Source organism: Streptomyces sp. NPDC091280 (assembly GCF_044768565.1).
Classification (GTDB): Bacteria; Actinomycetota; Actinomycetes; order Streptomycetales; family Streptomycetaceae; genus Streptomyces.
Map to the genome: position 1 here is coordinate 516,753 of NZ_JBIVUZ010000003.1, position 26,042 is coordinate 542,794.

At 71.2% G+C, this 26,042-nt stretch carries 22 protein-coding genes; 14 read left to right on the forward strand and 8 right to left on the reverse strand.

Annotated elements, in window-relative coordinates; genetic code table 11:
- Nucleotides 1-471 precede the first annotated feature (471 nt).
- From pheA to ACIQPR_RS12420, 7 genes are all read right to left on the reverse strand, one after another.
- Nucleotides 472-1,404 (reverse strand): prephenate dehydratase, encoded by a 933-nt coding sequence (pheA, locus tag ACIQPR_RS12390; protein WP_403645952.1) that lies wholly within the window; start codon nt 1,402-1,404, stop codon nt 472-474.
- A gap of 71 nt (nt 1,405-1,475) precedes the next feature.
- Nucleotides 1,476-2,774 (reverse strand): iron uptake transporter deferrochelatase/peroxidase subunit, encoded by a 1,299-nt coding sequence (efeB, locus tag ACIQPR_RS12395; RefSeq protein ID WP_403645955.1) that lies wholly within the window; start codon nt 2,772-2,774, stop codon nt 1,476-1,478.
- An 8-nt stretch (nt 2,775-2,782) separates the two neighbouring features.
- Nucleotides 2,783-4,777 carry a copper resistance CopC/CopD family protein gene (locus ACIQPR_RS12400; protein ID WP_403645958.1) on the reverse strand — a complete coding sequence of 665 codons (1,995 nt, stop codon included), beginning with the start codon at nt 4,775-4,777 and terminating at the stop codon, nt 2,783-2,785.
- 16 nt (nt 4,778-4,793) lie between these two features.
- On the reverse strand, nt 4,794-5,240 hold the full coding sequence (locus ACIQPR_RS12405; RefSeq protein ID WP_403645961.1) for a copper chaperone PCu(A)C: 447 nt from the start codon (nt 5,238-5,240) through the stop codon (nt 4,794-4,796).
- Complete coding sequence (locus ACIQPR_RS12410; RefSeq protein ID WP_403645963.1) at nt 5,237-5,887, reverse strand: SCO family protein; 651 nt, start codon at nt 5,885-5,887, stop codon at nt 5,237-5,239. Before ACIQPR_RS12410 ends, ACIQPR_RS12405 begins: the two co-directional genes overlap by 4 nt.
- Nucleotides 5,888-5,981: 94 nt before the next feature.
- A complete protein-coding gene (locus ACIQPR_RS12415; protein WP_403645966.1) occupies nt 5,982-6,698 on the reverse strand; it encodes a YcnI family protein in 717 nt (238 codons plus the stop codon).
- A gap of 141 nt (nt 6,699-6,839) precedes the next feature.
- Nucleotides 6,840-7,715 carry a hypothetical protein gene (locus ACIQPR_RS12420; protein ID WP_403645969.1) on the reverse strand — a complete coding sequence of 292 codons (876 nt, stop codon included), beginning with the start codon at nt 7,713-7,715 and terminating at the stop codon, nt 6,840-6,842.
- A 236-nt stretch (nt 7,716-7,951) separates the two neighbouring features.
- On the opposite strand from ACIQPR_RS12420, the gene ACIQPR_RS12425 reads away from it, so the two are divergent.
- The 9 genes from ACIQPR_RS12425 (at nt 7,952) to ACIQPR_RS12465 (ending at nt 19,518) form a co-directional block, all read left to right on the forward strand.
- Nucleotides 7,952-8,398 carry an ATP-binding protein gene (locus ACIQPR_RS12425; protein ID WP_403645971.1) on the forward strand — a complete coding sequence of 149 codons (447 nt, stop codon included), beginning with the start codon at nt 7,952-7,954 and terminating at the stop codon, nt 8,396-8,398.
- 371 nt (nt 8,399-8,769) lie between these two features.
- Nucleotides 8,770-9,270: a tetratricopeptide repeat protein gene (locus tag ACIQPR_RS12430; RefSeq protein WP_403645974.1), complete on the forward strand. Its 501-nt coding sequence runs from the start codon at nt 8,770-8,772 to the stop codon at nt 9,268-9,270.
- Between the two features lie 437 nt (nt 9,271-9,707).
- Complete coding sequence (locus ACIQPR_RS12435) at nt 9,708-10,898, forward strand: cupin domain-containing protein (protein ID WP_403645977.1); 1,191 nt, start codon at nt 9,708-9,710, stop codon at nt 10,896-10,898.
- A 113-nt stretch (nt 10,899-11,011) separates the two neighbouring features.
- Entirely contained in the window at nt 11,012-12,250 is a 1,239-nt protein-coding gene (locus tag ACIQPR_RS12440) for a cupin domain-containing protein (RefSeq protein ID WP_403645980.1), read from the forward strand.
- The gene (locus ACIQPR_RS12445; protein WP_403645983.1) at nt 12,247-13,557 is read left to right on the forward strand and encodes an MFS transporter; all 1,311 of its coding nucleotides are present in this window, start codon (nt 12,247-12,249) and stop codon (nt 13,555-13,557) included. Before ACIQPR_RS12440 ends, ACIQPR_RS12445 begins: the two co-directional genes overlap by 4 nt.
- Entirely contained in the window at nt 13,554-15,539 is a 1,986-nt protein-coding gene (locus ACIQPR_RS12450; protein ID WP_403645985.1) for a M13-type metalloendopeptidase, read from the forward strand. Before ACIQPR_RS12445 ends, ACIQPR_RS12450 begins: the two co-directional genes overlap by 4 nt.
- Nucleotides 15,540-15,556: 17 nt before the next feature.
- A complete protein-coding gene (locus ACIQPR_RS12455; RefSeq protein WP_403645987.1) occupies nt 15,557-17,521 on the forward strand; it encodes a S9 family peptidase in 1,965 nt (654 codons plus the stop codon).
- Nucleotides 17,518-18,915: a Zn-dependent hydrolase gene (locus tag ACIQPR_RS12460; protein WP_403645990.1), complete on the forward strand. Its 1,398-nt coding sequence runs from the start codon at nt 17,518-17,520 to the stop codon at nt 18,913-18,915. Before ACIQPR_RS12455 ends, ACIQPR_RS12460 begins: the two co-directional genes overlap by 4 nt.
- An 18-nt stretch (nt 18,916-18,933) precedes the next feature.
- Entirely contained in the window at nt 18,934-19,518 is a 585-nt protein-coding gene (locus ACIQPR_RS12465; protein WP_403645993.1) for a TIGR00730 family Rossman fold protein, read from the forward strand.
- Between the two features lie 29 nt (nt 19,519-19,547).
- Here ACIQPR_RS12465 and ACIQPR_RS12470 read toward each other — a convergent pair whose 3' ends face one another.
- Entirely contained in the window at nt 19,548-20,549 is a 1,002-nt protein-coding gene (locus tag ACIQPR_RS12470; protein ID WP_403645996.1) for a LuxR C-terminal-related transcriptional regulator, read from the reverse strand.
- 711 nt (nt 20,550-21,260) lie between these two features.
- Between ACIQPR_RS12470 and ACIQPR_RS12475 the strand changes: the two genes are divergently transcribed.
- The 5 genes from ACIQPR_RS12475 (at nt 21,261) to ACIQPR_RS12495 (ending at nt 25,994) form a co-directional block, all read left to right on the forward strand.
- Nucleotides 21,261-21,446, forward strand: a complete 186-nt coding sequence (locus ACIQPR_RS12475) for a hypothetical protein (RefSeq protein WP_403645999.1) — start codon at nt 21,261-21,263, stop codon at nt 21,444-21,446.
- Nucleotides 21,447-21,523: 77 nt separating this feature from the next.
- Complete coding sequence (locus ACIQPR_RS12480; protein ID WP_403646002.1) at nt 21,524-22,642, forward strand: transcriptional regulator; 1,119 nt, start codon at nt 21,524-21,526, stop codon at nt 22,640-22,642.
- A gap of 94 nt (nt 22,643-22,736) precedes the next feature.
- A complete protein-coding gene (locus ACIQPR_RS12485; RefSeq protein WP_403646005.1) occupies nt 22,737-24,158 on the forward strand; it encodes a PLP-dependent aminotransferase family protein in 1,422 nt (473 codons plus the stop codon).
- The gene (gene gatA, locus ACIQPR_RS12490; protein ID WP_403646007.1) at nt 24,155-25,654 is read left to right on the forward strand and encodes an Asp-tRNA(Asn)/Glu-tRNA(Gln) amidotransferase subunit GatA; all 1,500 of its coding nucleotides are present in this window, start codon (nt 24,155-24,157) and stop codon (nt 25,652-25,654) included. Before ACIQPR_RS12485 ends, gatA begins: the two co-directional genes overlap by 4 nt.
- Nucleotides 25,655-25,706: 52 nt before the next feature.
- The gene (locus ACIQPR_RS12495) at nt 25,707-25,994 is read left to right on the forward strand and encodes a hypothetical protein (protein WP_403646010.1); all 288 of its coding nucleotides are present in this window, start codon (nt 25,707-25,709) and stop codon (nt 25,992-25,994) included.
- Nucleotides 25,995-26,042: the final 48 nt, after the last annotated feature.

A 26,042-nucleotide genomic window follows, 5' to 3' on the forward strand; every position in this document is an offset into this window, starting at 1 on the left:
AATAAAAGAGCGCTCCGCTCCCTTGAACGGGGCAGGCGTGAGGCGGCCTGTTGACTCGAATCCCTTGTGGGAAACGGGACTTGAGGATGCGGTTGTCCACAGGAATCCACATCCCGGAAGAGTTATCCACAGGCTGTGTGGAAGATCTGTGGATGCCGGAAGTGATCATTCCTAAAGGGGTCTCCGGATCATGGAATTCCCGACCCAAACGTCCCGCACACCCACTTTCGGGTGGAATTGCGTCGCTCCATAGGATTGCCCGAAGGAAACGGGTGGACGAAGAGTGACTTGCGCGCCGGTGTGCGCGCCAGGGGTCCGTAGGGCGATTTGTCGACTGCATCGTGTGTCGGTGTCGACTTGTCCCCAGGTCGAGAAGTGGGCCTGTGGATAACTTCTGTGGATAACGAAGATACGCAGGTACTACCGGGCCCCGATCCGTGCACCGGCGGTGCTCGATCGGTGCTCCACCGGTCAGAAACGGCCGTCCTGGCAGTGCGCGACCCAGTCCGCCGCCGAGAGGAACTCCTCGTCCGAGGTCCCCGGGAACAGCGGCCGTACGCCGTCGACACCGACGTCCGCGCGCGGGTACGAACCGAGGAAACGCACCTGTAGGCAGATCCGCTTGAGCCCCGTCAGGGCCTCGGCGACCCGGCGGTCGGAGATGTGCCCCTCGGCGTCGACGCAGAAGCAGTAGTTGCCGATGCCGGCGCCGGTCGGGCGGGACTGGAGCAGCATGAGGTTGATGCCCCGGGTGGCGAACTCGCCGAGCAGGTCGCGCAGTCCGCCGGGGTGGTCGTCGCGCTGCCAGATCACGACGGACGTCTTGTCCGCGCCGGTCGGCGCCGCCGGGCGGGCCGGCCTGCCCACCAGCACGAACCGCGTCTGCGCGTTCTCCGCGTCGTGGATCCCCGTCTCCAGGGCCTCAAGGCCGTACCGGGCGGCGGCGAACTCACCGGCGAAGGCGGCGTCGTAGCGGCCCTCCTGCACCAGCCGGGCGGCGTCCGCGTTCGAGGCGGCCGACTCCCACAGGGCGTCCGGGAGGTGCGCCTTCATCCAGTTGCGGACCTGCGGCTGGGCCGCCGGGTGCGCGGAGACCGTCTTGACGTCGGAGATCTTCGTGCCGGGCCTGACCAGCAGCGCGAAGGTGATCGACAGCAGCACCTCGCGGTAGATCATCAGCGGGGCGCCCGCGACCAGTTCGTCCAGGGTGGTGGTGATACCACCCTCGACGGAGTTCTCGATCGGCACGAACGCGGCCTCGGCCTCGCCGGTGCGTACCGCGTCCAGGGCGGACTGCACCGACACGTACGGGATCAGCTCCCGGGTGGCCGCCTCGGGAAGCGTGCGCAGGGCGACTTCGGTGAAGGTGCCCTCGGGACCGAGATACGCGTAGCTGGCTGGCATGACCTCACCCTAATGGCCCTTGCCGAACCCGGAGCACGCTTCCCGACCCGGCCACCCCATAGGGCGACGACTCACCCCTCCAGCAACCGCTGCCCCACGTACTCGCCCTCCGCCGCCCCGCCCGGCACCGCGAACAGACCGCTCGCCTCGTGCCGGATGTACGTCGACAGGGCGTCGCCGCGGTCGAGCTTGCGCTGCACGGTGACGAAGCCGCGCAGCGGGTCGGCCTGCCAGCAGACGAAGAGGAGCCCGGCGTCCGGGGTGCCGTCGGCCGTGATGCCGTCGTGGTACGAGAAGGGCCGCCGGAGCATCGCCGCGCCGCCGTTCTGGTCGGGGCGGGCGATCCGGGCGTGCGCGTTGATGGGGACGACCAGGGCGCCCTTCGCGTCGGTCTTCTCCAGATCCATCGCGGTCGTCTCACCGCCCCCGGAGAGCGGCGCCCCATTGGACTTGCGGCGCCCGACGACGTTCTCCTGGGCGCCGGTCGAGAGCTTCTCCCAGTCGTCGAGGAGCATGCGGATGCGGCGTACGACGGCGTAGGAGCCGTTCGCCATCCAGGACGGGTCGGCCGAACCGGACGCCGGCACGAAGATCCGCCGGTCGAAGGTGGACTCGGTCGGCTTGGGGTTGCGGGTGCCGTCGAGCTGGCCCATCAGATTGCGGGCCGTCATCTTGTGGGCCGTGGCGCCCGGCGTCCGGTTGAAGCCGTTCATCTGCCAGCGCACCTTGGCCGCGCCGCCCGCGTCCTTCTGGATCGCGCGCAGCGCGTGGAAGGCGACCAGGGCGTCGTCGGCGCCGATCTGCACCCACAGGTCGCCGTTGCTGCGCGACTTGTCGAGCTGGTCGGAGGAGAAGTCGGGGAGCGGGTCCAGGGAGCCGGGGCGCTGCTTCTCCAGCCCCGTGCGGGAGAAGAAGCTGTTGCCGAAGCCGAAGGTGACCGTCAGCGAGGAGGGTCCCGCGTCCCGGGCGACATCCGTGTCGTCCTGGGCCGTCGGCTCACCCGCCATCAGCCGCTGCGCGGTCGTCGACCAGCGGCGCAGCAGGGCCGCCGCCTCCTTGCGGCCCGCGCCCGCCGCCAGGTCGAAGGCGACGAGGTGGCCGCGCGCCTGGAGGCCCTCGGTGATGCCGGGCTGATGTTTCCCGTGAAACATCGCCCTGTCCGCGCCGAGCGAGGTGAGCGGAGTGGCCCCGGCGGGGGCAGCCACGTAGCCCACGCCCGCGCCCGCCGCGCCGAGCACGAGCCCGGTGGCACCGGCCGTACCGAGGAGGCGTCGGCGGGAAACACCCTCCCCTGGGGAGGCGTTTTCGGAAACGGTCTCCCCAGGAGGTGCTTTTACGCTGCGGGCTTCGGGAATGGACTGGTCAGGCATGGGGTGGTTCAGCCGATCTGCGCGTTCTTGTCGACGGTCGTCTGGTCGATGTCGGAGGTCCGCACGGTCACGGAGACCTTCCAGTCGCCCGCCATGGGGATCTGGATTCCGTTCGCCGCCCAGTGCCCGGTGGCGATCCGGTCGGGCGTCACGGGCAGCGGACCGATGTTCTTCGCGGCGAGCGTGAAGGCGACCTTCACCTCGGGCACGTCGAAGGCCCGGCCGTTGGGGCGCTGCACGTAGACGTGCATCTCGTTGCCGCCCACCCGCGCGGGGTCGATGTCGACCCGGATGACGCCTTTGCCGTCCGTGCCTCCGGTGTCGAAGGACATGTCCAGGGTCAGCGCGCCGGAGGACGACGAGGAAGAGGACGAGGAGGAAGCCTTGGCCGCCTTGGCGTCCTCCTCGGTGCGGCCCGGTTCGGTGGTCGTCAGGGCCGTGGTGACGGCGAGGACGACGACCGCGACGGCGGCCTCGGCGAGCACCGAGCGGCGCAGTCCGAAGAGGTTCGGGTCGGCGTCCCGCAGCCGCTTCTGCCGGGTGCTGTCCACGGCGGCCTGCTGGCGCGCGAGTTGGGTGGCGCGCTTGGAGTCACCGGACCCGTTGGACGCGGAAGCGGACGTAGACGCAGAGGCGGATGTAGAGGCGGACGCCGTCACATGCTCCTTCTCCGGCTCGCGCACCTCGGCTTCCGTGTCTTCCGCTGCCGCAGCGGAGGTCTCGGTCACGGAAGTCTCCGCCACGGAGGCCTCGGCCGCGGACGTCCCGGCCGGGTCCGCCAGTCGGCGGGTCCAGCGGCGGGAGATCGACGCGATCCCGACGAGCAGCGCCACGAGCCCGATCTTGACGAGCAGCAGCTGCCCGTACCCGGTGTCGGTGAACGCCGACCAGGAGCCGAGCTGGCGCCAGGACTGGTAGACACCGGTCGCGACCAGCGCGACGACACTGCCGAAGGCGAGGCGCGAGAAGCGCCGCACGGCGTCCCGTCCGACGGGGTTGTCGGCGGGCGCCCGGTACAGCGAGACGAGGAGGGCGGCCAGGCCGCCGAGCCAGGCCGCGACGGCCAGCAGGTGGACGACGTCCACGGGCATCGCGATGCCGGGCTGGAGCCCGGTCGAGGCGTGCTCGGACAGCGCCCAGCTCGCCGCGAGCCCGGCGGCCACCACACCGCCGCCGATCGCGAGCCCGAAGGTCAGGTCCCGCTTCTCCTCGTCCTCCCGCTTGTCGTACGCGCCGAAGAGCACCGCGATGAACAGCGCGGCGGCGGCGAGCAGCAGCAGCCGGGAGACGAGGGAGGCGCCCGTCTTGGTCTGGAGGACCTGGCCGAGGAGGTTCAGGTCGAAGATGTCGCCGACCTTCCCGGAGGTCGTGTACGAGCCGCGCAGCAGCAGCAGCCAGAGCGTGGCCGCGGTCAGCGAGACCCAGCCGGAGACGACCAGCCGCTGGAGGGCGCGCACTCCGGCGCCCCGCTGCCAGCAGGCCAGGACGAAGGCGGCGCCGCCGACCATGACGATGAAGCCGGCGTACGACATGTAGCGCCCGAAGCCGTACAGCCCGCCGACGAGCCCGCCGCCGACGTCCTGTTCGGCCGACGCGGAGACCGTGGTCTTCGAGGGGGAGCCGATGGAGAAGGTGAAGGCGCCGCCCACGGGGTGGCTGTCCGCCGACACGACCTGCCAGGCCACCGTGTAGGTGCCGTCCGGGAGTCCGCTGCGGATCTGGGTGGCGTACGTCGTGCCGCTGATGTTGGAGGGTTTGCCGACGTCGACGCGTTTGCCCTTCGGGTCGAGCACGCGCAGCGAGTTGTCGTTCGTCGCGACCTTCTCGGAGAAGGTGAGCGAGACCTGCGTCGGGGCCTTGTTGACCACCACCCCCGAAGAGGGGTCGCTGCCGGTCAGGGCGGCGTGCGCGGAGGCCGTCCCGGCACCCGCGAACAGCATGCCGACGACGGCCAGGAACAGCAGCACCAGCGTGCGGACTCGGGGGGTGATGGTCGTCTTCAAGGTGGGGTTCCCTCCCTCAGTGCCCGGTCGTGGGGTTGTACGTCGCCGACTTCACGGGCATCTCAACCGTGAGAGGGCCGGACTTGGCAAAGTGCAGCTTCACGGTCACGCGGTCGCCCTGCTTCAGCGTGTGCCTCAGCTTGTCGAACATCAGGTGGTTGCCCCCGCTCTTGAACACGAGTTGACCGTGTGCGGGCACGGCGAGGGACTGCACCTCCTCCATCGCCTGGCCGACCGTCCGGTGCACCGAGACCGGGCCGGCGTCGCTGGTGACGGAGGTCAACTCGTCCTTCGCGCCGCCCTTGTTGGCGATGTCCAGGAAGCCGGCCGCCATGTCCGAGACCGGCTGGGGCATGTAGGCGGAGCTCACGGAGAGCTGTGCCTTCGTGTCGTCGGAGCCGCCGCAGCCGGCGAGGACCAGGGCACCGCTCAGCACCGTGACGGGCACGGCGAACCGCCTCACGGTGTCTCCCCCTTGATGATCTTGGGGAGGTCCTTGGTGTAGTCGTCGACGGTGGTGTCCTGGCCGTAGAGCAGGTAACCGCCGTTGGTCTTCGGGGAGAAGGCGACGACCTGGGTGCCGTGGACCGAGACCAGCTTGCCGTTCTTGTCCTTGGAGGTCGGCTCGATGGAGATGCCCAGGGTGCGGGCGCCGGCCTGGATGGTGGCGAAGTCGCCGGTCAGGCCGACGAACTGGGTGTCGATGCCCTTGAGCCACTTGCCGAGCTCCGACGCGGTGTCGCGGGCGGGGTCGGTGGTGACGAACACGACCAGCAGCTTGTCCTGCTCGGCCTTGGGCAGCGACTTCTTGGCGACGGCGATGTTGTTCATCGTCAGCGGGCAGATGTCGGGGCAGTGGGTGTAGCCGAAGTAGATCAGCGTCGGGCGGTTCTTGGTCTCCGCCCGGAAGTCGTACTTCTTGCCGTGCGTGTCGGTGAGGACCAGGTCCGGCTTCTCGAACGGGGTGTCGAGCACGGTGGCGGCCTGGGTCGCGGTGTCCTCGGAGACCACGGCGACGGGGCTGTTGCCGGAGTCGCCGCTGCCGCAGGCGGAGAGCGTCAGGGTGGCGGCGGCGAGCAGCGCTGCCGCCGCGAACGTCTTCTTGCGCATAGGAAAAATGTCCCAGTTGTGAGAGCTCCGGCGCGCACCGGGGTCGTACGCAAGAGTCGCACGGACCCCTGTGCGCGCCATGAGCGGACGGGCCTCAGACGGTCGTACGCCGACGACCGGCGAGAACGCCGTACGCCACGCCCGCCGCGCCGACGGCGATGCCGACCACGCCCAGGACGCGGGCGGTGGTGTCGGAGGAGGCGGCGGTGGACGTGGTGTCGGCGGCGGTGTTCTCGGTCTTCTCGGAGGCGTCCTCGGCGGTCGCGCCCGAGGCGGCGGCAGTGGTCAGCTGAAGCGTCGGAGCCGGGTTGTCGGGCTCCTCCGCGCCGTCCTTCTGCACTTCGATCCAGCGCACGACCTCGTTGTCGGAGTAGGTCTGGAGCGCCTTGAAGACGAGCTGGTCGGTGTCCGTGGGCAGCATGCCGACGGACACCGGGAACTTCTGGAAGTAGCCGGGCTCGACGCCCTTGCCGGTCGCGGTCCAGGTGACCTTGGTGACGGCCTCGGTGATCGTCTCGCCGTGCATCTCGGCCGGCTTGGCCAGCTTCGACTTGGTGACCTTGACGGTCCAGCCGCTGATCGGCTCCGGCATCACGGAGGCCAGCGGGTGGTCGGTCGGGAAGGTGACTTCGAGCTTGGTGGTCGAGGCGTCGTCGCGCTCGTTGGGGACCTTGAAGTCGACGACCGCGTAGCCGCCCTTGACGGCCGCGCCCTCCGGCTGCACGGAGACGTGCGCGAAGGCGGGGGAGGACAGGACGACAACGGCCGAGCCAGCGACGGCAGCGGCGGCGGCGATACGAGAAGCCTTCATGGAAGGGAGCACTCCACTTCGAGTTCGAGTGAGTTCCGGGTGGTGAAGAGGGGGCGCGTGGGACGCGCGTGCGCCGCACGACGGCGGCCGTCCTCTCCCGGAGAGCTGTGCTCGACGGAAATGGCGGTGGGTCGCGTCGCGTCAGGCGGCGAGAACGTGGGCCACCGCGGCGGGCGGACCACGCCGGATCACCGAGTGCTGGAGTGCCGCGGTGTGCGGTGCGGGCGGCGCGGAGAAGGCGGTGCGCCGCAGCCGCGGGCCCGTTCCGGGCGCCCCCGGCAGCCCCGCCCGCAGGGCGCGCACCAGGGCGAGCGCCCCGCGCAGGGACCGTACGAGCGCCCCTTCCGCGACTCCGTGCGCCGACAGTTCCAGCAGGCGCCGCAGCGCCAGGTCCCCGTGCCGCAGCAGCCAGCCGGCGGCGAGTGCCGCGAGGAGGTGGCCGAGCAGCATGGGCAGGGACGGGAACAGCGACATCGAGGAGGCGGCGGAGGCGGACATGGCGTCCGTCGCGTGGTGCATCGACCCCATGGAACTCATGGATCCCACGGAACTCATGGACCCCGTCGAACCCGACGAACCCGACGAGTCCGAGGCCGGCAGCAGCCGTGCGGCGGTGAGCATCTGGTGGGCCTGCGCCGGGCTGATCGCCGCCGCGGTGGTCCCGCACAGCAGATGCGCGGCCCGCGCCACGAGCGTGGCGTCGGACGCGGACAGGCTCCCGCCGGTCGACGCGCCGACGGCCGTCTGGCCGAGCCCGAACAGCGTGTGCAGCACGGTCTGTCCGACCGCGAGCAGGGCCGCGATGCCCGGCAGCGAACGCTCGCGCCCGGCGAGCGGCGCGACGAGCAGGACGGTCGCGAGGAAGCCCGCGCCGAGTGTCCACAGGGGCACGGTGGCGCAGGAGGCGATGGCATGACCGGCCGCGGCCAGCACGACACAGACCGCGGCGAACACCGCGGCCCGCAGGACCCGGAGTTCACCTCCGGGGCGCGCCGTACGTGGGTGGGGGGCAGTCATGGCGGGCTCATCATCGCACCGGCCCTGTCGCCGCCGTACGGCAGGTCCGCCACACCGGGACGATAATGTGTCATAGATCACAAAGGTCACTCTCCGACGTGAGCTACCTCCGGATACACCAATTACGTTTGGGACGCATCGCCCATATGGGCGGCATCACGTCAACTCCGTGCTTACACAGGGGCACTGGCGGCAATAGGTATCGGTATGTCGAGCCGCGGCCGGGAGGCTGGAGCATGAGCATCTGGTGGTCACTCCATCTGAGGCGCGAAGCCGCGAGCGTGCCGCTGGCCCGGCGGCTGTTCCTCGGCACGATGGAGACCGCGGGCGTCGACCCGGACATCTCCTACGACCTCTCGGTCGCCCTCAGCGAGGCCTGTGCCAACGCGGTGGAGCACGGCGGCGACACCGAGCCCGGCGCGTACTCGGAGGCGTACCGCGTGACCGCGTACCTCGACGGCGAGAAGTGCCGTATCGAGGTGGCCGACTCGGGCCCCGGGTTCGCGCGCGCCCAGGCCGTCCGGCCCGCCCCGGGCGAGGCGGAGAACGGCCGGGGCCTGTGTCTCATCCAGGAACTCGCCGACCACGTCCACATCGGCAACAAGCCCGGTGTCGGCGGCGCCGTGGTGAGCTTCGACAAGATCCTCAAGTGGCGGAAGGACGCACCGCTGATGGCGGTGTAGGGCTGTTCCGAGGGCCGGCGCCGCGCACGCTCCCGGCTCCGTTCAACTGCTGCCGGGCAGCGGTTGAACAGTTCCCCGGTCAATTTCCGTCGGTTGACGTAACCCTTCGGATCCGGCGAGGATCTTCTCAGTCGCCGGGAACAACCCGGGGAAAAGGCGAAGGGAAGTGAATCGCGATGGAGAACGTCGAGTTCGACGACATCGAGTTCATCGAGACGGCCGAGGAGCTGCTCGCCACCTCCTACTACAAGAACATCCAGTAATTGTTCTTGAAGTAGCCCTGTGGTGAAGGGCGGCGCCTTCGGGCGTCGCCCCTCGCCCCTTTTCAGGACGACTCGCCGAGCAGAGCGCAGATACGGAAGGCTGTCGTAGTGACGACATCGGGAAATGATTGGGAGGAGCGTGTCGCCTCCCTCTGGGCCGCTCTTGACGACCATGCCGAGGACGAATTTCTCGGGCTGATCCAGAAACTCACCCAGGAGCTCCCGCCGGGCGACGCGAGGGCGCCTTTCGAGCTGGCGTGCGCCCATGACTCCACCGGGCATTCCGATCGCGCGGTGCCGCTCTACCGGGAGGCGCTCGCGTCCGGCCTGACCGGGATCCGCCGCCGCCGCGCGGTGATCCAGCTCGCCAGCTCGCTGCGGAACGTGGGACAAGTGGACCAGAGCGTCGCCCTGCTGGAGGCGGAGCGCGATGCCGGGTCCGACGAGCTCGACGACGCCGTCGCCGGCTTCCTGGCGCTCGCGCTCGCGGACGTCGGGCGGGAGCGCGAGGCGCTGTCGTACACGCTCGTCGCGCTCGCCAAGCACCTCCCCAGATACAACCGCTCCCTTGCCAACTACGCCGGCGACCTGATCGCGGAATCCGAATAGGAATTACTCGGGAATTTCTCCGCGTGCACCATTGAAGACCTCATTCGAAGGTCTCGTCAGAAGCGGCCCGGACGCCATTACTGCGGCGTCCGGGCCGCTTTCTTCTGTGTGTGCTCCCGTGTAGCCGGGCCGAAGTTGAACCGATTGACGCCGACCCCTGAATCCGGCGATGATTTTCTCAGTCGCCGGGAACAGCCCGGGGAAAAGGCGAAGGGAAGTGAATCGCGATGGAGAACGTCGAGTTCGACGACATCGAGTTCATCGAGACGGCCGAGGAGCTGCTCGCCACCTCCTACTACAAGAACATCCAGTAATTGTTCTTGAAGTAGCCCTGTGGTGAAGGGCGGCGCCTTCGGGCGTCGCCCCTCGCCACGAGAGAACAGCGGGCCACCTGGCTTCCCAGTCCCACAAGACATTCGATTCATTGAGAGGCAGGCATGGCGAACCACGCATTCGCGGACCTGGTGGGAGACGAGCAGGTCTTCTTCACCGAGTACTTCAACAAGAAGCCCATGCTGCGGAAGAACGCCGTGCCGGGGGACCCGCGCGACATACTCTCGCTCCGCAAGCTGGACCAGCTGGTCAACCTTGAGGTGATCCGGCCGCCCTACATCAAGGTCAACCTCAAGGGCGACGGCGTGCCCGAGCAGGGCTACAGCCGCAACGTCGTCGTACAGGGCCAGACCATCACCGACACGGTCGACCCGGAGAAGATCTACGAGCTCTACCGGGCCGGCGCCACCGTCACCTGGTGCTCGCTGAATCACATCGTCCCGGAGATGCGCGACTTCACCCGCGTCATCAGCGAGAAGATGGCGGTGCGCACCGACACGGTCGCCTTCCTCACGCCCTCCGCCAAGAAGGGCTACCCGCCGCACCACGACCCGGTCGACCTGTTCATCGTGCAGTTGGAGGGCAGCAAGCACTGGAAGCTGTGGAACCCTCCGACCCCGCGCCTGGGCAACAACGCCCAGTACACCCTGGAGGGTCTCGGCGAGCCGGAGATCGAGGTCTCGCTCCAGCCCGGAGACGTCCTCTACCTCCCCTACGGCACCCCGCACGCCGCGACCGCCGAGGGCAGCGGCTCGCTGCACCTGTCGATCATGATGCGTCCGCGCATGTGGCGGGACCTGCTGCGGGAGACGCTCGACGATCTGGTCGGCGCCGACGTCTTCAACGAGTACCCGCACATCGGCGAGGCGCGGGCCGCCGACGTGGAGGCGGTGTTCAAGGAGAAGATCCACGAACTCGTCGCCCGGCTGGAGTCCGTGGACACCTCGGCGGAGCTCGACAGGCTCGCCGACCTCGGCCGGCACCTGCCCGGCAGTTCCAAGGGCAACACCTTCCAGGCGATCGCCGACATGGACGACATGGGACCCGCGTCGCGACTGCGCCGCGGAAAGGCTCCCCTGGCCTTCGGCGAGGACGACAACGGCCGCACCCAACTGACCGTCAACGGTCACAAGATCGCGGTACCCACACCGATCGCCGAGACCCTGGCCGCGCTCGGCCCGGACGCGTCGATCACGGCGTCCCACGTGTTCCCCGGTGTGGACGAGCTCCGTTCGGCCAAGGCCGCTCAAGGACTCACCCGGCTGGGTGTGTTCGAGCTGGTCCCGGCCGGCTGAAGAGCTGCCGGTACCCGTCGCGATCCGCCGCGGTCCCGGACCTGTGCCGGGACCGCGGCGGAACGCCGGACGTCCGGCCGACCCGCACCGAATCGCCAGTAGGAGGCAACAACGTGGACCCCTACTCCTTCGAGGACTTCGTCGGTGACCCGGACGTCTTCTTCGCCGAGTACTTCGACAAGCAGCCGCTGTTGCGCACGGGAGCGCTGGCGGGCCGCCTCGACGGCCTGCCCTCGGTGCGACAGCTCGACGACATCCTCGCCCTGGAAACCACGCCGCCGTCCTATCTGCGGGTGACCAAGGGCGGCAAGGGTGTGCCCTCCGGCGCCTACACGCGCACCGTCGCACGCGGCGCGGCGCTCGCCGAGGCCGTCAACGCGGAGAAGGTGTACGAGCTGTTCCGCTCCGGGGGCACCGTCACCTGGAACTCCCTCCAGCACGTCCTGCCGTCGGCCCGCCGTCTGCGGGACCCCTTCGCCGAAGCGCTCGCCTGCGACGCGGAGGTGGTCCTCTTCGTCACCCCCGCCCGCACCGACGGCTTCTCCCCGCACCGCGACTCCATCGACGTCTTCGTCGTCCAGGTCGACGGCACCAAGACCTGGCGGGTATGGGCCACCCCGGAGCACCGCCGCGGGGACGAGGGCTCGTACACACCCGAGGAACTCGGCGACCCCGTCGTCGAGGTGACGCTGCGCCCCGGTGACGTGCTGTACGTGCCGCACGGCACCCCGCACGCCGCCGCCGCCAACAGCGAGCTGTCGCTGCACCTGTCCGTCGGGGTGGAGCCGCGCCGGTGGCGCCATCTGCTCCAGGACACCGTCACCGCCCTGGTCGAGGACGACGCCTTCCACGGCTTTCCGCACCTGGCCGAGGGCGAGGACACCGCTGCCGTGGCGGCGCTCACCGAGAAGCTGGAACTGCTGCGCGAGCGGCTGGCCCGGCTGGACGTGGCCTCCGAGGCCAAGCGGCTCGTCGCCGTGGGCCGGGCCCGCAACGGGGCCGACCGGACACGGGAGTTCGCCCGGCTCGCGGCCGTCGACACCCTCGCCCCCGCCACCCGGGTGCGGCGCGGTGCCGTACCCGTGGAGATCGGCGACAGCGAGGCCGGCCGGACCGCGCTGCGGGCGGGCGGCCGGCAATTGGCCGTACCGGACGCCGTCGCGGGCGCGCTGCGCGCGCTCGACTCCGGCCGGACCGTGAGCGCCGCCGAGTTCTTCCCCGGGGTCCCCGAGGCCCGGTCCCTGAGCGCTGTCCGGGGTCTGGCCCGGATCGGCGTCCTCGAAGCCGTCGCCGGCCCGCCGGCCGGCGCATCCCCCGACGCCGTACCCGTCGCCGACGAGAAGAGGAAGTGACCCACGAGATGGCCACCGACACCACCGCACCGACCACCGCACCGACCGCCGCCACCGGCGCCCCACCGGAAACCCGGGCCGCCTGGCGGGACGTCTACCTCCTCGCCGGGATGCGAGGCCTGTCCTTCGCGGGCGACATCGCCGCCGAGACCGCCATCGCGCTCCAGCTCCAGTCCAAGGGCGCCGGTTCGTACGCCGTCATGGCGCTGCTGCTGGCCGCGACCGTGCCGCCGGTGGTGCTGTCGCCGCTGACGGGCCGGGTCGCGGACCGCTTCGACAGCCGTACCCTCATGGTCACCGTCGGGTCGTTGCAGGCCCTGATCTGCGTGGCGATGACGATCTGGACCTCACCGGCCGTCCTCATCGCCCTCTCCGCCGTGCTGTCCGCCGGACTCGCCTTCACGCACCCGGTGTTCGGGGCCCTGCCGAGCGCCATCGTCGGCAAGGACAACGTGCCGCGGGCCTCCTCCATCTCCCAGACCTGGGCGATGGCCGGCATGGTCGCCGCGCCCGGTGTCGCCGGCTTCCTCATCGGCCGGTTCGGGGTGACCGTGCCGCTGCTCATCGACGCGCTCAGCTTCGCCGCCGTCGTCGCGGGCGGCCTGCTCATCCGCACCCGGCTGCACAAGGGCCGCGGCGCCGAGGCCGCGACCGCAGACAGCACGGACAGCACGGACGGCACGGACACCGACCGGCCGGCTCCGTACAAGGTCACCGGCGACAGGTTCCTCACCGCCGTGCTCATCCTCAGCGGCGCGGTCATGGCCGCCGCGAGCATCATCAACGTCCTGATCGTCTTCTACGTCCGTGAGACCTTCGGGGCCTCCGAGGAGACGTTCGGCCTGATCATGTCGGCGTGGATGCTCGGCCTCATTCCCGGCGGGATGCTGGTGCGCCGGGTGAAGCGGTTCAGTCACGAGGCGATCCTGATCGGCACGTTCCTCTGCATCGGCGTGGCCATCCTCGGCACCGGGCTGGCCCCGGGAGTCTGGTGGATCCTGCCCTTCTACGTCCTGGGCGGCATCGGCAACGGCGCGCAGGCCACGGTCACCCACATCCTGCTCAACATCCGGGTGCCCGAGAGCCACCGCGGCCGTGCCTTCGCCGCGCTCGGCGCGGTCTCCAACACCGGCCCGGCCATCGGCTACCTGATCGGCGGGGCGATCCTCAGCTTCACGACGGCGCGCCACGGCTTCCTCGCCGCCGGTGCCTTCGCCATGATCGCGCTGGCCGTCTTCGCGAGGGGCGTGCTGAGGAACTCGGACGCCCAGGCGTCCTCCGGACAGCTGAGCGAGGCCGCGCGATGACGGTGGCCTCGGACCCGGTGGCCGTTCCCACGGGACTGCCGTACGACGTGGACGTCGATCCCTCGGTCAGACCGCAGGACGACTTCTACCGCTTCGTCAACGGGCGTTGGACGGACGGCCACGTGCTGCCGGCCCACCAGGCCGAGGCCACCACGCTGACGCTGCTCGCCGACAAGGTGCAGGACGACGTCGAGCGGGTCGTCCGCCGAGCCGTGGAGCATCCGCGGGAGAGCGGTACCAGCCGCCGTATCGCCGACCTCCACGCGAGCTTCATGGACGAGGAGCGGATCGAGGAGCAGGGGGCGGCGCGGGCCTTCGCGGCCGATCTGGACGCCGTCCGCTCGGCCGCCGACCGCGGCGCGCTCGCCCGGCTGATGGGCCGGTTCCAGGCCCAGGGCGTGGGGGGCGCCCTGGACTTCTCGGTCGCCGTCGACACCGCCCGCGCCGACCAGTACGTCCTCCTGCTCTCCCAGGCCGGAATCGGCCTGCCCGGTGCCGCCGCCTACCGGCGGGAGGGCGGGGAACGGCTGCTGGAGCAGTACACCGGGCACATCGCCGTGATGCTCGCCCACGCGGCGGTGGACGGTGCCGGGGCGGCGGCCGCGGAGGTCGTCCGGCTGGAGACCGAGCTGGCCGCCCGGCACACCGTCCCACAACCCGGCACCCCGGTCCGCCCGCTGACCTGCACGGTGGCCCGACTCGCCGCCCGCGAGGGGGGTTTCCCGTGGGCGAGCTGGCTGCGCGGACTGGGCGACCCGCCCGCCGACGCGACCGTACGGCTGCGGCAGCCGGCCTTCGCGGACTCTCTCGACGAGTGGTGGCGGTCCCGGAGCCTGGACGAGCTGAAGCTCTGGCTGTCCTGGCGGTACGTCCACGAGATGGTGCCGTTCGGACCCCGCGCGGTCTTCGCGGACAACTTCGCCTTCTACGGCCGTACCCTCAACGGCTTCACCGAGCCGCGACCCCGCCCCCTGCGGGCCCTCTCCTTCGTGGAGACCTTCCTCGGGGACGCCGTCGCCGAGCGCTATCTCGCCGAGAACCTGGAGCCCGGCACCGTCGAGGCCGCACGCGAGCTGGTCGCGGCCCTCGTGGACGCCTACCGGACGGGCATGCAGGGGGCCCACTGGATGGCGCCCAGCACCCGGGACGCCGCGCTGCGCAAGCTCGACGACATGGTCTTCGAGATCGGCCATCCGCACGGCGCGGGTGCCCCGGGAAGCGATCACGACGACCCGTGGGTGGACCCCGCGGACCTCCTCGGCAATGTGAAGCGGGGCCGGGCCCGGCACATCGCGCGCGAGCTCGCGCGCCTGGGCACTCCCGTCGACCGCGGCGAGTGGAAGATCCACCCGCACCAGGTGACCGCCTACTACCGGCACGGCCTCAACCAGGTCGTCATCCCCGCGGGACTGCTCCAGCCCCCCGTCTTCGACCCCGCGGGCGACCCCGCGCGGAACTTCGCGGTGCTGGGCGCGATCGTGGGCCACGAGATGGCGCACGCCTTCGACAGCCGCGGCTCCCGCTACGACGGCCGGGGCCGGCTCCGGGACTGGTGGACACCCGAGGACCGCGCCGAGTTCGGCCGCCGCACCCAACTGCTCGTCACGCAGTACGACGGGTACGAGCCCGCGGGCTTCCCGGGCCGACGGGTCGACGGGGCCCGCACGGTCGGCGAGAACATGGCGGACATCGCCGGAGTCACCGCCGCGCACACCGCCTTCGCCACGCACACCGGGCGGACGACCGGAGCCGCCGCCGGCGCCGGGGACACGCGCCGGTTCTTCGTCCACTGGGCGACCATGTGGCGCGCCCGGACCACGGCCGCCCGGATGGCCGAACGGCTCGCTTCGGACCGCCACCCGCCCGCCGAGTTCCGCTGCAACGGCGTGCTCGGACACGTCGGCGCGTTCTGCGACGCCTTCGGCGTGCGGCCCGGCGACGCCCTCTTCATCGACCCCGCATCACGTTTCTCTCTTCTGTGAGTCTGTGAGGCCATGACATGCTTCCCACCGACATCGACCTGCTCCCCGTCCTGGGGCGCCCCACGATCTCGCCGGACGGCCGGTACGCCGTCGTGGAGGTCACCCACGCCGACGTGGCGGGCGACGACTACGTCACCGAACTGCTGATCGCGGACACGACGGGCACGACCCCGCCGCGCCGCGTCACCCAGGGCCCCTACGACGGTGCGCCCGCGTTCTCGCCCGACGGCCGTTTCCTCGCCTTCCTGCGGCCCGGCGCGCACGGCCGCGCGCAGATCCATCTGCTGCCCATGGAGGGCGGCGGCGAGGCGTTCCCCGTCACGGACCATCCGATGGGGGCGGGCCAGCCGGTGTGGAGCCCGGACTCGACCCGGATCGCGTTCACCGGCCGGGTGCCCGCGCCGGGCCGCTACCAGGGACCGCCCGAGCAGGAGCGCCCCCGCCGCGTCACCACGCTCGTCTACCAGCTGGACGGCTTCGGCTACACCTACGACCGGCCCCGGCAGGTCTTCGTCACCGCTCCCCTGGACCCCGGGACCCCGGCGCTGCAACTCACCAGCGGCGACCACGACCACGGCGACCTGGCGTGGAGTCCCGACGGCGGACTGCTGGCCTTCGTGACGGCCCGGCACGCGGAGCGCGGCGACGACTCGCGCAACGACATCTGGGCGGTGGCGCCCGACGGCACCGGCCTGCGGCCCCTCACCCACGGCGGGATGTACCTGTTCACGCCGCGCTTCTCCGCCGACGGCGGCTCGGTCGTCTTCTGCGGCGCCGAACTCGACAAGAACAACCACTCGTGCGCGACGGCGAGTTACGGCCTCTGGTCGGTCCCGGTACGGCCGGCCGGCCAAGAGGTTCCGCCCGCCGACGGCCCGGCCGCCCCGCGTCGGCTCACAGGTGACGCCCACCACCTCAGCTTCGCCAGCCAGATGATCTGGCCCGCCGCCGACGGGGTGTACTTCGCCGGCGACCACCGGGGCGAGGTCAACCTCGTCCTCGTCCCCTACGACGGCGGCGAGCCGACCCCCGTCCTCACCGGCCGGCGCCAGGTCAACGGGTACGCGGTCGCCGAGACCGCCCAGGGCGTCACCGTCGCCGCCGTCGTCTCCAGCGACCGCAGCGCCGGCGACCTCCTGGTGCTGCGCGACGGCACCGAACAGGTCCTCACCCGCTACGGCGCCCGGCTCGCGGAGCGCGGCGCGCTGCTGCCGATGGAGGAGTTCACCGCGTACGCCCCCGACGGCCACCCCCTGCACGGCTGGGTGGTGAGGCCGCAGGGACCCGGCCCGCACCCGGTGATCTTCCAGGTCAAGGGCGGCCCGTACACGCAGTGGGGCTACACCCTGAACGGCCCGGCCGCCTTCGACGAGGCGCAGGTGTACGCGAGCGCCGGCTACGCGGTCGTCCTCGGCAACCCCCGGGGCTGCTCCGGCTACGGGCAGGCGCACGGCGCGTACGTCAGGGACGATCTGCCGGGCAGGTCGGCGGTCGACCTGCTCGCCCTGCTGGACACGGCACTGGAGTCACCCGACCTGGACGGCGGGCGGGTCGGGGTGATGGGCGGCTCGTTCGGCGGCTACATGGCCGCCTGGTTCAACGCCCATCACGGCGAACGCTTCCGCGCCATGATCGGTGAGCGCGGGCTGTACGCCATCGACAGCTACGCGGCCACCAGCGACGACGGCGTCGACCTCGCGGTCGCGCTGTACGGCGCGGACCGGGACCGCTGGGCGCAGCAGAGCCCGCTGACGTACGTGGACCGGATGACCTCGCCGATGCTGATCATCCAGTCGGAGGAGGACCGGCACTGCCCTCCGGAGCAGGCTCAACGGCTGTTCACGGAGCTGAAGCTGCGGGGCGTCACCGCCGAGCTGCTGCTGTTCCCCGGCGAGGGGCACGACATGTCCCGTTCCGGCCTGCCCAGTCACCGGCTGGCGCGTTTCGAGGCCGTGCTGGAGTGGTGGGGGCGGCACCTGTGAGCGGCCTGGCGGACGTGGCGCGGCTGGCCGACCTGCGGCCGGCCCGGGAGGACGTGCCGGCCGGCGGTTCCCGGGTCCGCGGGACCGGGGGCCGGTCGGCCCTGGACATCGACGAGGGCCGGCTGCTGCGGCGGCTCGCCGAACTGGGCCGCGTCGGCCGCGACGGGCGGACGGGCGGGATCACCCGCGAGGGCTTCAGCCCCGCCGACCGCGAGGCCCGCGCCTATCTGATGGACGAGGCGCGCGGCGCGGGACTCGTCCCCGCCGTCGACGCGGCCGGAAACATCATCGTGCGACCCCGCTGCGACGGACGTCCGGGGGAGCGGCAGGCCCTGATGATGGGCTCGCACCTGGACACCGTCGTCAACGGCGGCCGTCTGGACGGTACTTACGGGGTGGTGGCCGCCCTGGAGGTGCTCCAGGTCTTCGAGGAGCACGGCGCCGACCTGCCGTACGAGCCGGTCGCGGTCGCCTTCGCCAACGAGGAGGGCGCTCTCTTCCCGCAGCCCTTCTGGGGTTCCATGGCCATCGCCGGACGGCTGGCGGGTCTGCCCCGTGAGCCGTGCGACCACTCCGGGCGTCCGCTCCGTGAGGCCCTGCGGTTGGCGGGGGGCGACCTGGACGCGTTGGGCAGCGCCGCCTGGCAGCACGGCTCGGTGGCCGCGTACCTCGAACTGCATGTGGAGCAGGGCCCGGTGCTGGAGCGCGCCGGCAGCCGGATCGGCGTGGTCGAGGCGATCACGGGCCGGACCGTGCTGACGCTGGAGGTGCGCGGCGCGGCCGGACACTCCGGCACCAGTCCCATGCAAGGGCGCCGGGACGCGCTCACCGCCGCCGCGCGGGTGGTGCTGGCGGTGGAACACGTCGCGCGGGACCGCGAGTTGTGCCGGGTCGCCACGGTGGGGTGGCTCGACCCGCACCCCAACACGCCCAACACCATCGCCGGGTCGGTGCGGTTGACGGTGGATCTCCGGGACACCGACGTGTGGCGGGCCGCGGCGGCGGAGGAGGCCGTGCGTCGGGCACTGCGCGCGATCGCCGCGGCCACGGGCACCGAGATCGAGGTGGTCGCCGAGACCCGCTCCGACCCGACCTCCACCGACCCCGTGCTGCGCGCGGCCGTCGAGTGCGGTGCCGACGAACTCGGGCTCGCCCACCGGACGCTGCCCAGTGGCGCCGGGCACGACGCGCAGATGATCGCCGACATCGCGCCCATCGGAATGATCTTCGTGCCCAGCATCGGCGGCATCAGCCATGTACCGGAAGAGGACACCGCGCCCGAGGACCTGGTCGCGGGCGCGCGGGTCCTGCTGCGCACCGCTTCGCGGGTCGCCGGCCACACCGTGCGGCCCGCACGGGCGACGACCGCACGGTCCGTCCACGAGCAGCACTAGCCCCGGAGGTGGGAAGCCATGCACAAGAGGCCCGACAAGAGTGAACGCGTCGCGGTGTTCTGCGGCGCCCGGCCAGGAGTACAGGCCGAATACCTCGATCTCGCCCGGCGGTTCGGCCACTCGCTCGCCCGCCGCGGGCTCGACCTGGTCTACGGCGCCGGCGGCGTCGGGGTGATGGGGGCCGTCGCCGACGGGGTGCTCGGCGGCGGCGGGACGGTCACCGGCGTGATCCCCCGCAGCCTGCACGAGCGGGAGCGCGCCGACAAGGCGCGCGGAGAGATCTTCGTGGTCCGCTCCATGCACGAGCGCAAGGCGCTGATGTACCGCCTGTCGTCGGCCTTCGCGGTGCTGCCCGGGGGCATCGGCACGCTGGACGAGCTGATGGAGGTGCTGACCTGGAACCAGTTGTCCCTGATGGAGAAACCGATCGTGGTCGTCAACCACGGCGGCTTCTTCACCCCGATGCTGCGCATGCTGGACCACCTGGTGGCGGAAGGCTTCCTCAGCGCGGACGAACGGCAGCTGATCCAGGTCGCGGAGACCTCCGGGCAGGCACTGGATCTGCTGGGTTTCCCCGTCCGGGCCCTGCCGGTCCCCGCTTGAGGGGGCCACGGCCCGCCATGCGGTCGCGGCTACTCGGGAGACGCGGGCAGATGGCCTCGCTGGACGGCGAGCACCCCGGCCTGGAAGCGGCTGCGGGCGTCCAGCTGGGTCATCAGGCCGTTGGCGATCCGGCGGGCGGTGCGGGGCGAGACGCCGAGGCGCTTGGCGATGGCCTCGTCCGTGGACCCCTGTGCCAGCAGCCGCAACGCCTCGGACTGCTGCCGGGTGAGCGAGCCGGGATCCGGCTTGGGCTTGGTCTCCAGGGGGTCGGCGGACTGCCACACGCTCTCGAACAGGGCGTGCAGCGAGGCGATCATTCCCTGGGACGTCACCTCCACGGCACCCGCGGCGGTGTTGTCGGTGTCCGTGGCGAGGATCGCGGCCTTCCGGTCGTAGATGATCATCCGGTTGGGCAGCGAGGGGATGGTCCGCACCTGGCAGCCCTGCTGGGCGAGCCAGTTCGCGTACTCCATGGTGTCGGGGCAGGACCTGATGGACTCGAGGTAGATCGTGCGCATGCGGACCCCGCGCTCCAGCAGCTGCTGGTTGAGCGGGCGCGAGGCGCGCATGTTCGCGGGGGTCTGCGGGCCGCCGGGGGCGAAGGCCAGGAGTTCGTCGGCGACTCTGTTGTGCAGGGCCGAAAGGTGATCGCGAATGGCGTCCAGTCCCTCCAGATACTGAACACCGGAGGCGGAAGGATCGGTTCTTCTTCGGCCGTCGAATTCGATAATGAGTTTCGCGGCCGCGGCCCGGCTGGCCTCAAGGCGTTTCTGGTGCTCGGCGATTTCCGCCTGTTGCCGGGCCAGGAGGTACTCCATGGCCACATGAGGGCTGACCACGTGCAACTGGGTCGAATCCTCGGTCGAGACACGGACCAGAGCCATTTCGCTGAGCCGGTCGAGTGCGGTTCGCACTTCCTGTTCGCAGCGGCCCAGATGTGCGCACAACTCCGTGACCCCGCTCTGGGGGTGCGCGAGGATGGCTTTGTAGACCGACTCCGCGACATCGTCAAGGCCAAGAACGTCAAGCATCGGTCAGCAGCTCCGGCAGATATCCAGGATCCGATTCGGTCACTACAGCCAGTGATGAGCGCTGGAGGGTGAGTTGACATTACGTTGCAGGATCGTCACACGCAAGAAGGTGTCGACAATGGGAGGTTTGGCGGAGAAAATCCTTATGTTGCCGAGATGTGTTCACGGGGGACCCTGCGGTCTTCACCTGAGGTAATGCCATGTATCTGGTCCATGTGCACCTGTGCCCCCACCCCGGTGGCCGCACCCTTCCCCCCTCGACCGCATCGGCCATTGCCGGCTGCGGATCGGAGATCGAGGGATTTGAGCATGTGAGCGTGCATCGACACGCACGTCCGGCCCCCGTTGTCGGGGTCTATCTGCGCGCGGCCTCTCTCGAAGTGGCCGAGTCCAGGGCCGAGTCGCTCTGGTGGCGCACCTGTGTCGCGCATCCCTGGCTGTGCGAATGGAAATTCTGCCGGGCCGAAGTTCCGTTGATGAGGACGGAACCGGACGCGTGAAGTTCGGAATTTAACATTCCGCCGCCACTTGACCCTTCATTGACTGTCCCAAAAGGTTTTCATGGTGATAGTCCGGACTTTCCTTGATCTCTGCTGGACACAGTAGGCCAAGGCCGGTTTGCCCCCTCGCGAAGCGCTGTTCCCACCCCTTGAGCAGCCGCAAGACTTCTGCCTGCCGCCGCACCATCAGGTCGACAGAAAGGCATAAGTGATGTCGCGTCAGAGCATCGTCAAGCTGTCCCACCGGTTCATGCGCGGTGTGCTCGTGACCGGTTCGGTCCTCGTGGCCGCCGGTGCGGGAGTCGCCCACGCCGACGCCCCCACCCAGGCCTCCGCCCATGTCTCGGCGCTGGCCTCCGGGTACGCGGCCGGCGAGGACGACCTCGGCTGGCAGTGAGTGTCGGCGCGGCGCCGTGAACCGGCGTCCGGGCAACGGGACTTCCAAGGGGGAACTGTCGTGAAGGAGACGCTGTCGTGAACCACGACGAGCAGGATCACCGAGACAGCCGAAGTGCCCGGGCGGAACAGGCGGCCCAGGCGGAACACAAGGCGCCGGACAACGCGGACCATCTGATCAGACTGCGGGACCAGGGACTCCTGGACCAGCCCGTCGAGCTCGTCGCGGTCGAGCGGCTGAGCGTCGACTTCTCGCCCCGGCTCGACGGCGAGGACGAGGACTACGCACAGCAACTGGCCGACGCGGCGGTGGAACTGCCGCCCATCCTGGTGCACCGCCCCACCATGACCGTCGTCGACGGCGCGCACCGGCTGAGAGCGGCCCGGCTGCGGGGCACCGACCGTATCGCCGCACGGTTCTTCGAGGGGAACCTGACGGACGCCCGGCTGCTCGCCGTGGCGACCAACATCGTGCACGGACGCCCGCTGTCGAACGAGGACAGGGCCGCCGCCGCCCGACGCGTCTTCGCCTCCCATCCGCACTGGTCGGACCGGGCGGTCGGATCCGTCACCGGCCTGTCCGCGAAGAAGGTCGCCCAGCTGCGCGGGGGCGGCCCCGAGGAGCCCGGGGCCCGCCGGATCGGCCGGGACGGCCGCTCCCGGCCGCTCGACTCCTCCCACAGCCGCGAACTGGCCGGCCGGCTCATCAGGGACGACCCGAACGCCTCCCTGCGGCAGATCGCCGCCCGGACCGGCCTCGCGCCGGCCACGGTGGCGGACGTACGGGCCCGCATCCGGCGTGGCGAGAGCCCCGTTCCGGTCCGGAAGAACCATGCCGACCCGGCGCGCGGGAACGGGGGCGCCGCCACCGTCCCGCACGAGCCGGGCACGGCCGGACACCGGCCCCGGCGGGCCGTGTCACCCGTGGAAGTCCTCCGCATCGTCGACTCGCTGCGACGCGACCCCTCCCTGCGGTTCAGCGAATCGGGCCGCAGCGTGCTGCGGGTGCTCGAAGCCTGCGCCCAGGTGGCCCGCGACCGCCGGGGCATCGCCGACTCGGTTCCGGCGCACTGCAAAGGCTCTCTGGCACAGCTCGCCCATGGATACGCGGGGCTGTGGCAGATGCTCGCCGACGACCTGGAGAACGGACCGGCCGGTGCGGCCGACGACGGGCAGGTGACCTCCGTGGGCGCCTGAACGCCCTCGGCACACGGAGACGGAGCGAATGGAGCGGACGGAACCGGCGGAACCGGCGGAACGGGTGGAACGGACGGGAAGGGGGGGACGAGGAATGGGTGGCAACGGCACGGGCCGTAGGCCCCGGGCGATCGGCGCGCACCACCTCGCACGGTCACTCGCCGACTGGCGGGGCGGAGCCGGCAGCGCCTACGGCAGGCTGGCCGAGTCCCTTCGCGCGCTCATCGGCGACGGCCGGCTGCCGGCCGACGCCAGGCTGCCGCCCGAGCGGGAACTGGCAGCCGCTCTCGCCGTCAGCCGCACCACGGTCACCGCGGCCTACGGGCTCCTGCGCGCCACCGGTCACGCGAGAAGTCTCGGCGGCTCCGGTACGTACACCCTGCTCCCGCAGCCGGGGCCGGCGCGGGAGCGCGTGCCGGACGCCGCCGTCATCGACCTGACGACGGCGGCCCTGCCCGCACCGGAACCGTGGTTCTCCCGGGCGCTGACCGAAGCCGCGCACGACATGGCGTCGTACGCGCCGACGCACGGGTGCTTTCCCGCCGGGCTGGCGGACTTCAGGAAGACCGTGGCCGGCCACCACACCCGGCGCGGTGTGCCCACGGACGCCGGGCAGATCCTCGTCACCAGCGGAGCGACCGGTGCTTTCGCCCTGCTGCTGCGGGAGTTGGTCGCACCGCACGACCGGGTGCTCGTCGAGTCACCCGGCCACCCCCATCTCCTGCGCGCCGTGGAGGCGGCCGGGGCCCGCCCCGTTCCCGTACCGCTCGGGGACGCGGGGTGGGACCTGGCGGCCTGGGCCCGGGCGCTGCGCGAGACGGCTCCCCGGCTGGCCTGTGTGACCGCGGACTTCCAGCAGCCGACCGGGCTGCTCATGGCGGAGGAGTCCCGCCGTGCCCTGGTCGCGCTCGCCGCGGCGACCGGCACGACGCTGCTCGTCGACGAGACGCTGGCCGAACTCTCGCTCACCCGCCCGGGCCGGGTCCCGCTGCCGTGCGCCGCCTTCGACCCGGGCGGCACCGTCGTGACCGTCGGATCCGTGGCCAAGTCCCTCTGGGCCGGACTGCGGGTGGGCTGGATCCGCGCCACGCCCTGGCTCGTCCGCGCCCTGGTCGCGCGACGCACCGGAGCCGATCTCGCCCCGCCCGTGCTCGAACAGCTCGTGGCCCACCGGCTCCTCGGCGACGCGGGCACGTTCGCGGACGTCCTCGCCCTCCAGCGCGAGCGGGGCCGGGCCCGGCGGGACGTCCTGGTCGCGGCCCTGCGCCGGGAACTGCCCGGGTGGACCTTCCGGACACCGGACGGCGGGCTCGCGCTGTGGGCCCACGCGGGCGGCCGGTCCGGCCACGAACTCGCCGCCGTCGCACAGCGCCACGGCGTGCGTCTGGCCGCGGGGAGCCGCTTCGGCCAGGACACCCGCCTCGACGGTTTCCTGCGGCTTCCCCACACCCAGCCTCCCGAGATCATCGAAGAGGCCGTACGCCGCATCGCACCACACGGGAGGGGTCCGCTATGACGGACAGCGACATCATCAAGCTCACGGCGACGGAGATCGCCGGGCTGATCGCCGCCGGCGAGGTCAGCGCCCTGGAGGTCACCGAGGCCCACCTCGCCCGCATCGAGGCGGTGGACGAGAAGGTCCATGCCTTCCTCCACGTCGATCACGAGGGGGCCCTCGTGCAGGCCCGTGCCGTGGACGCCCGGATCGCGCGGGGCGAGCGGCCGGGCCCGCTGGCCGGCGTCCCGCTGGCTCTCAAGGACGCCTTCGCCACCCGGGGCGTGCCCACCACCTGCGGCTCCCGCATCCTTGAGGGCTGGATCCCGCCGTACGACGCGACGCTCACCAGGAGACTCAAGGACGCCGGGACGGTCATCCTGGGGAAGACCAACATGGACGAGTTCGCCATGGGCTCCTCCACCGAGAACAGCGCGTACGGACCCACGCGCAACCCCTGGGACCTGACGCGGGTCCCCGGCGGCTCGGGCGGCGGCTCGGCCGCGGCGCTGGCCGCGTACGAGGCGCCGCTCGCCATCGGCACCGACACGGGCGGCTCGATCCGCCAGCCGGCCGCTCTCACCGGAACGGTCGGGGTCAAGCCCACCTACGGCTCGGTCTCCCGCTACGGCCTCGTCGCCTACTCCTCCTCCCTGGACCAGGGCGGCCCCTGCGCCCGCACGGTCGCGGACACGGCCCTGCTGCACGAGGTCATCGCGGGACACGACCCCATGGACTCGACCTCCATCGACGCGCCGGTGCCCCCGGTCGTGGCGGCGGCCCGTAACGCGTCGGCCGCCGGGATGCGCGTCGGCGTGGTGCGGGAGTTCGCGGGCGAGGGCTATCAGGCCGGGGTCATGCGGCGGTTCGAGGAGGCGGTGGACCTGTTGGGGGAGCTCGGCGCCGAGGTCGTCGAGGTGTCCTGTCCGTCCTTCACCTACGCGCTGCCCGCGTACTACCTGATCGCGCCCTCCGAGTGCTCCAGCAACCTGGCCCGCTTCGACGCGATCCGCTACGGGCTCCGTACCGGCGACGACGGCACCAGGTCCGCGGAGCGGGTGGGCGCGCTCAGCCGGGCGGTCGGGTTCGGCCCCGAGGTGAAGCGCCGCATCATCCTCGGCACCTACGCCCTCAGCTCCGGCTACTTCGACGCCTACTACGGCAGCGCCCAGCGGGTCCGCACGCTGATCATCCAGGACTTCGCGCGGGCCTTCGCGCAGGTGGACGTCCTGGTCTCGCCGACCATGCCGACCACGGCCTTCCCTCTCGGTGAACGGGTCGACGACCCCGTGGCGATGTACCGCGCGGACCTGTGCACGATCCCCGTCAACCTCGCGGGCAACGCCGCCATGCCACTGCCCTGCGGGCCGTCCCCGGAGGACGGCCTTCCCGTGGGACTGCAGATCATCGCTCCGGCCATGGCGGACGACCGTCTGTACCGGCTCGGTGCCGCGCTGGAGACAGCCCTCGCCGAACGCCGGGGCCACCGCCCGCTGGACGCGGCACCCGCGCTCTGAGAAGCGTTCCGTACGAGTTCGTCGAGCATCCAGGAGGAACACCGTGAATGTCATGAAGGCGCAGTCCCAGACCCTGACCCCGCACGAGATCTCCGGTGTCGTGGATGCCTGGGTCACCACCAACCGGGGGGCCGACGGCAGTCTGGCGTTCCATCTCCTCGTGGGACCGGCCGACCGGCCCGAGGAGTGCGACCGCATCGAGTTCGCCCTCGCCGCCGAGCACGCCACCGTGCTGTTCGAGGAGGACGCCCGCCGTCCGCGCCCGGCCGTCACCTCGCCGATCCCGGTGCCGTGCCGGGTCGGCGTCGAGTTCCACTCCACCCTGTCGGCACGGCGGTGACCGTTCAGCTTTCTGAGGATTCTTACCTCGCGCACAGCGCACGCTCAC

Coding starts and splice junctions, on each gene's coding strand:
- pheA (WP_403645952.1), bottom strand. CDS start 1,404: ATGCCAGCCAGCTACGCGTATCTCGGTCCCGAGGGCACCTTCACCGAA.
- efeB (WP_403645955.1), bottom strand. CDS start 2,774: ATGCCTGACCAGTCCATTCCCGAAGCCCGCAGCGTAAAAGCACCTCCT.
- ACIQPR_RS12410 (WP_403645963.1), bottom strand. CDS start 5,887: ATGCGCAAGAAGACGTTCGCGGCGGCAGCGCTGCTCGCCGCCGCCACC.
- ACIQPR_RS12415 (WP_403645966.1), bottom strand. CDS start 6,698: ATGAAGGCTTCTCGTATCGCCGCCGCCGCTGCCGTCGCTGGCTCGGCC.
- ACIQPR_RS12420 (WP_403645969.1), bottom strand. CDS start 7,715: ATGACTGCCCCCCACCCACGTACGGCGCGCCCCGGAGGTGAACTCCGG.
- ACIQPR_RS12425 (WP_403645971.1), top strand. CDS start 7,952: ATGAGCATCTGGTGGTCACTCCATCTGAGGCGCGAAGCCGCGAGCGTG.
- ACIQPR_RS12435 (WP_403645977.1), top strand. CDS start 9,708: ATGGCGAACCACGCATTCGCGGACCTGGTGGGAGACGAGCAGGTCTTC.
- ACIQPR_RS12450 (WP_403645985.1), top strand. CDS start 13,554: ATGACGGTGGCCTCGGACCCGGTGGCCGTTCCCACGGGACTGCCGTAC.
- ACIQPR_RS12455 (WP_403645987.1), top strand. CDS start 15,557: ATGCTTCCCACCGACATCGACCTGCTCCCCGTCCTGGGGCGCCCCACG.
- ACIQPR_RS12465 (WP_403645993.1), top strand. CDS start 18,934: ATGCACAAGAGGCCCGACAAGAGTGAACGCGTCGCGGTGTTCTGCGGC.
- ACIQPR_RS12470 (WP_403645996.1), bottom strand. CDS start 20,549: ATGCTTGACGTTCTTGGCCTTGACGATGTCGCGGAGTCGGTCTACAAA.
- ACIQPR_RS12475 (WP_403645999.1), top strand. CDS start 21,261: ATGTCGCGTCAGAGCATCGTCAAGCTGTCCCACCGGTTCATGCGCGGT.
- ACIQPR_RS12485 (WP_403646005.1), top strand. CDS start 22,737: ATGGGTGGCAACGGCACGGGCCGTAGGCCCCGGGCGATCGGCGCGCAC.
- gatA (WP_403646007.1), top strand. CDS start 24,155: ATGACGGACAGCGACATCATCAAGCTCACGGCGACGGAGATCGCCGGG.
- ACIQPR_RS12495 (WP_403646010.1), top strand. CDS start 25,707: ATGAAGGCGCAGTCCCAGACCCTGACCCCGCACGAGATCTCCGGTGTC.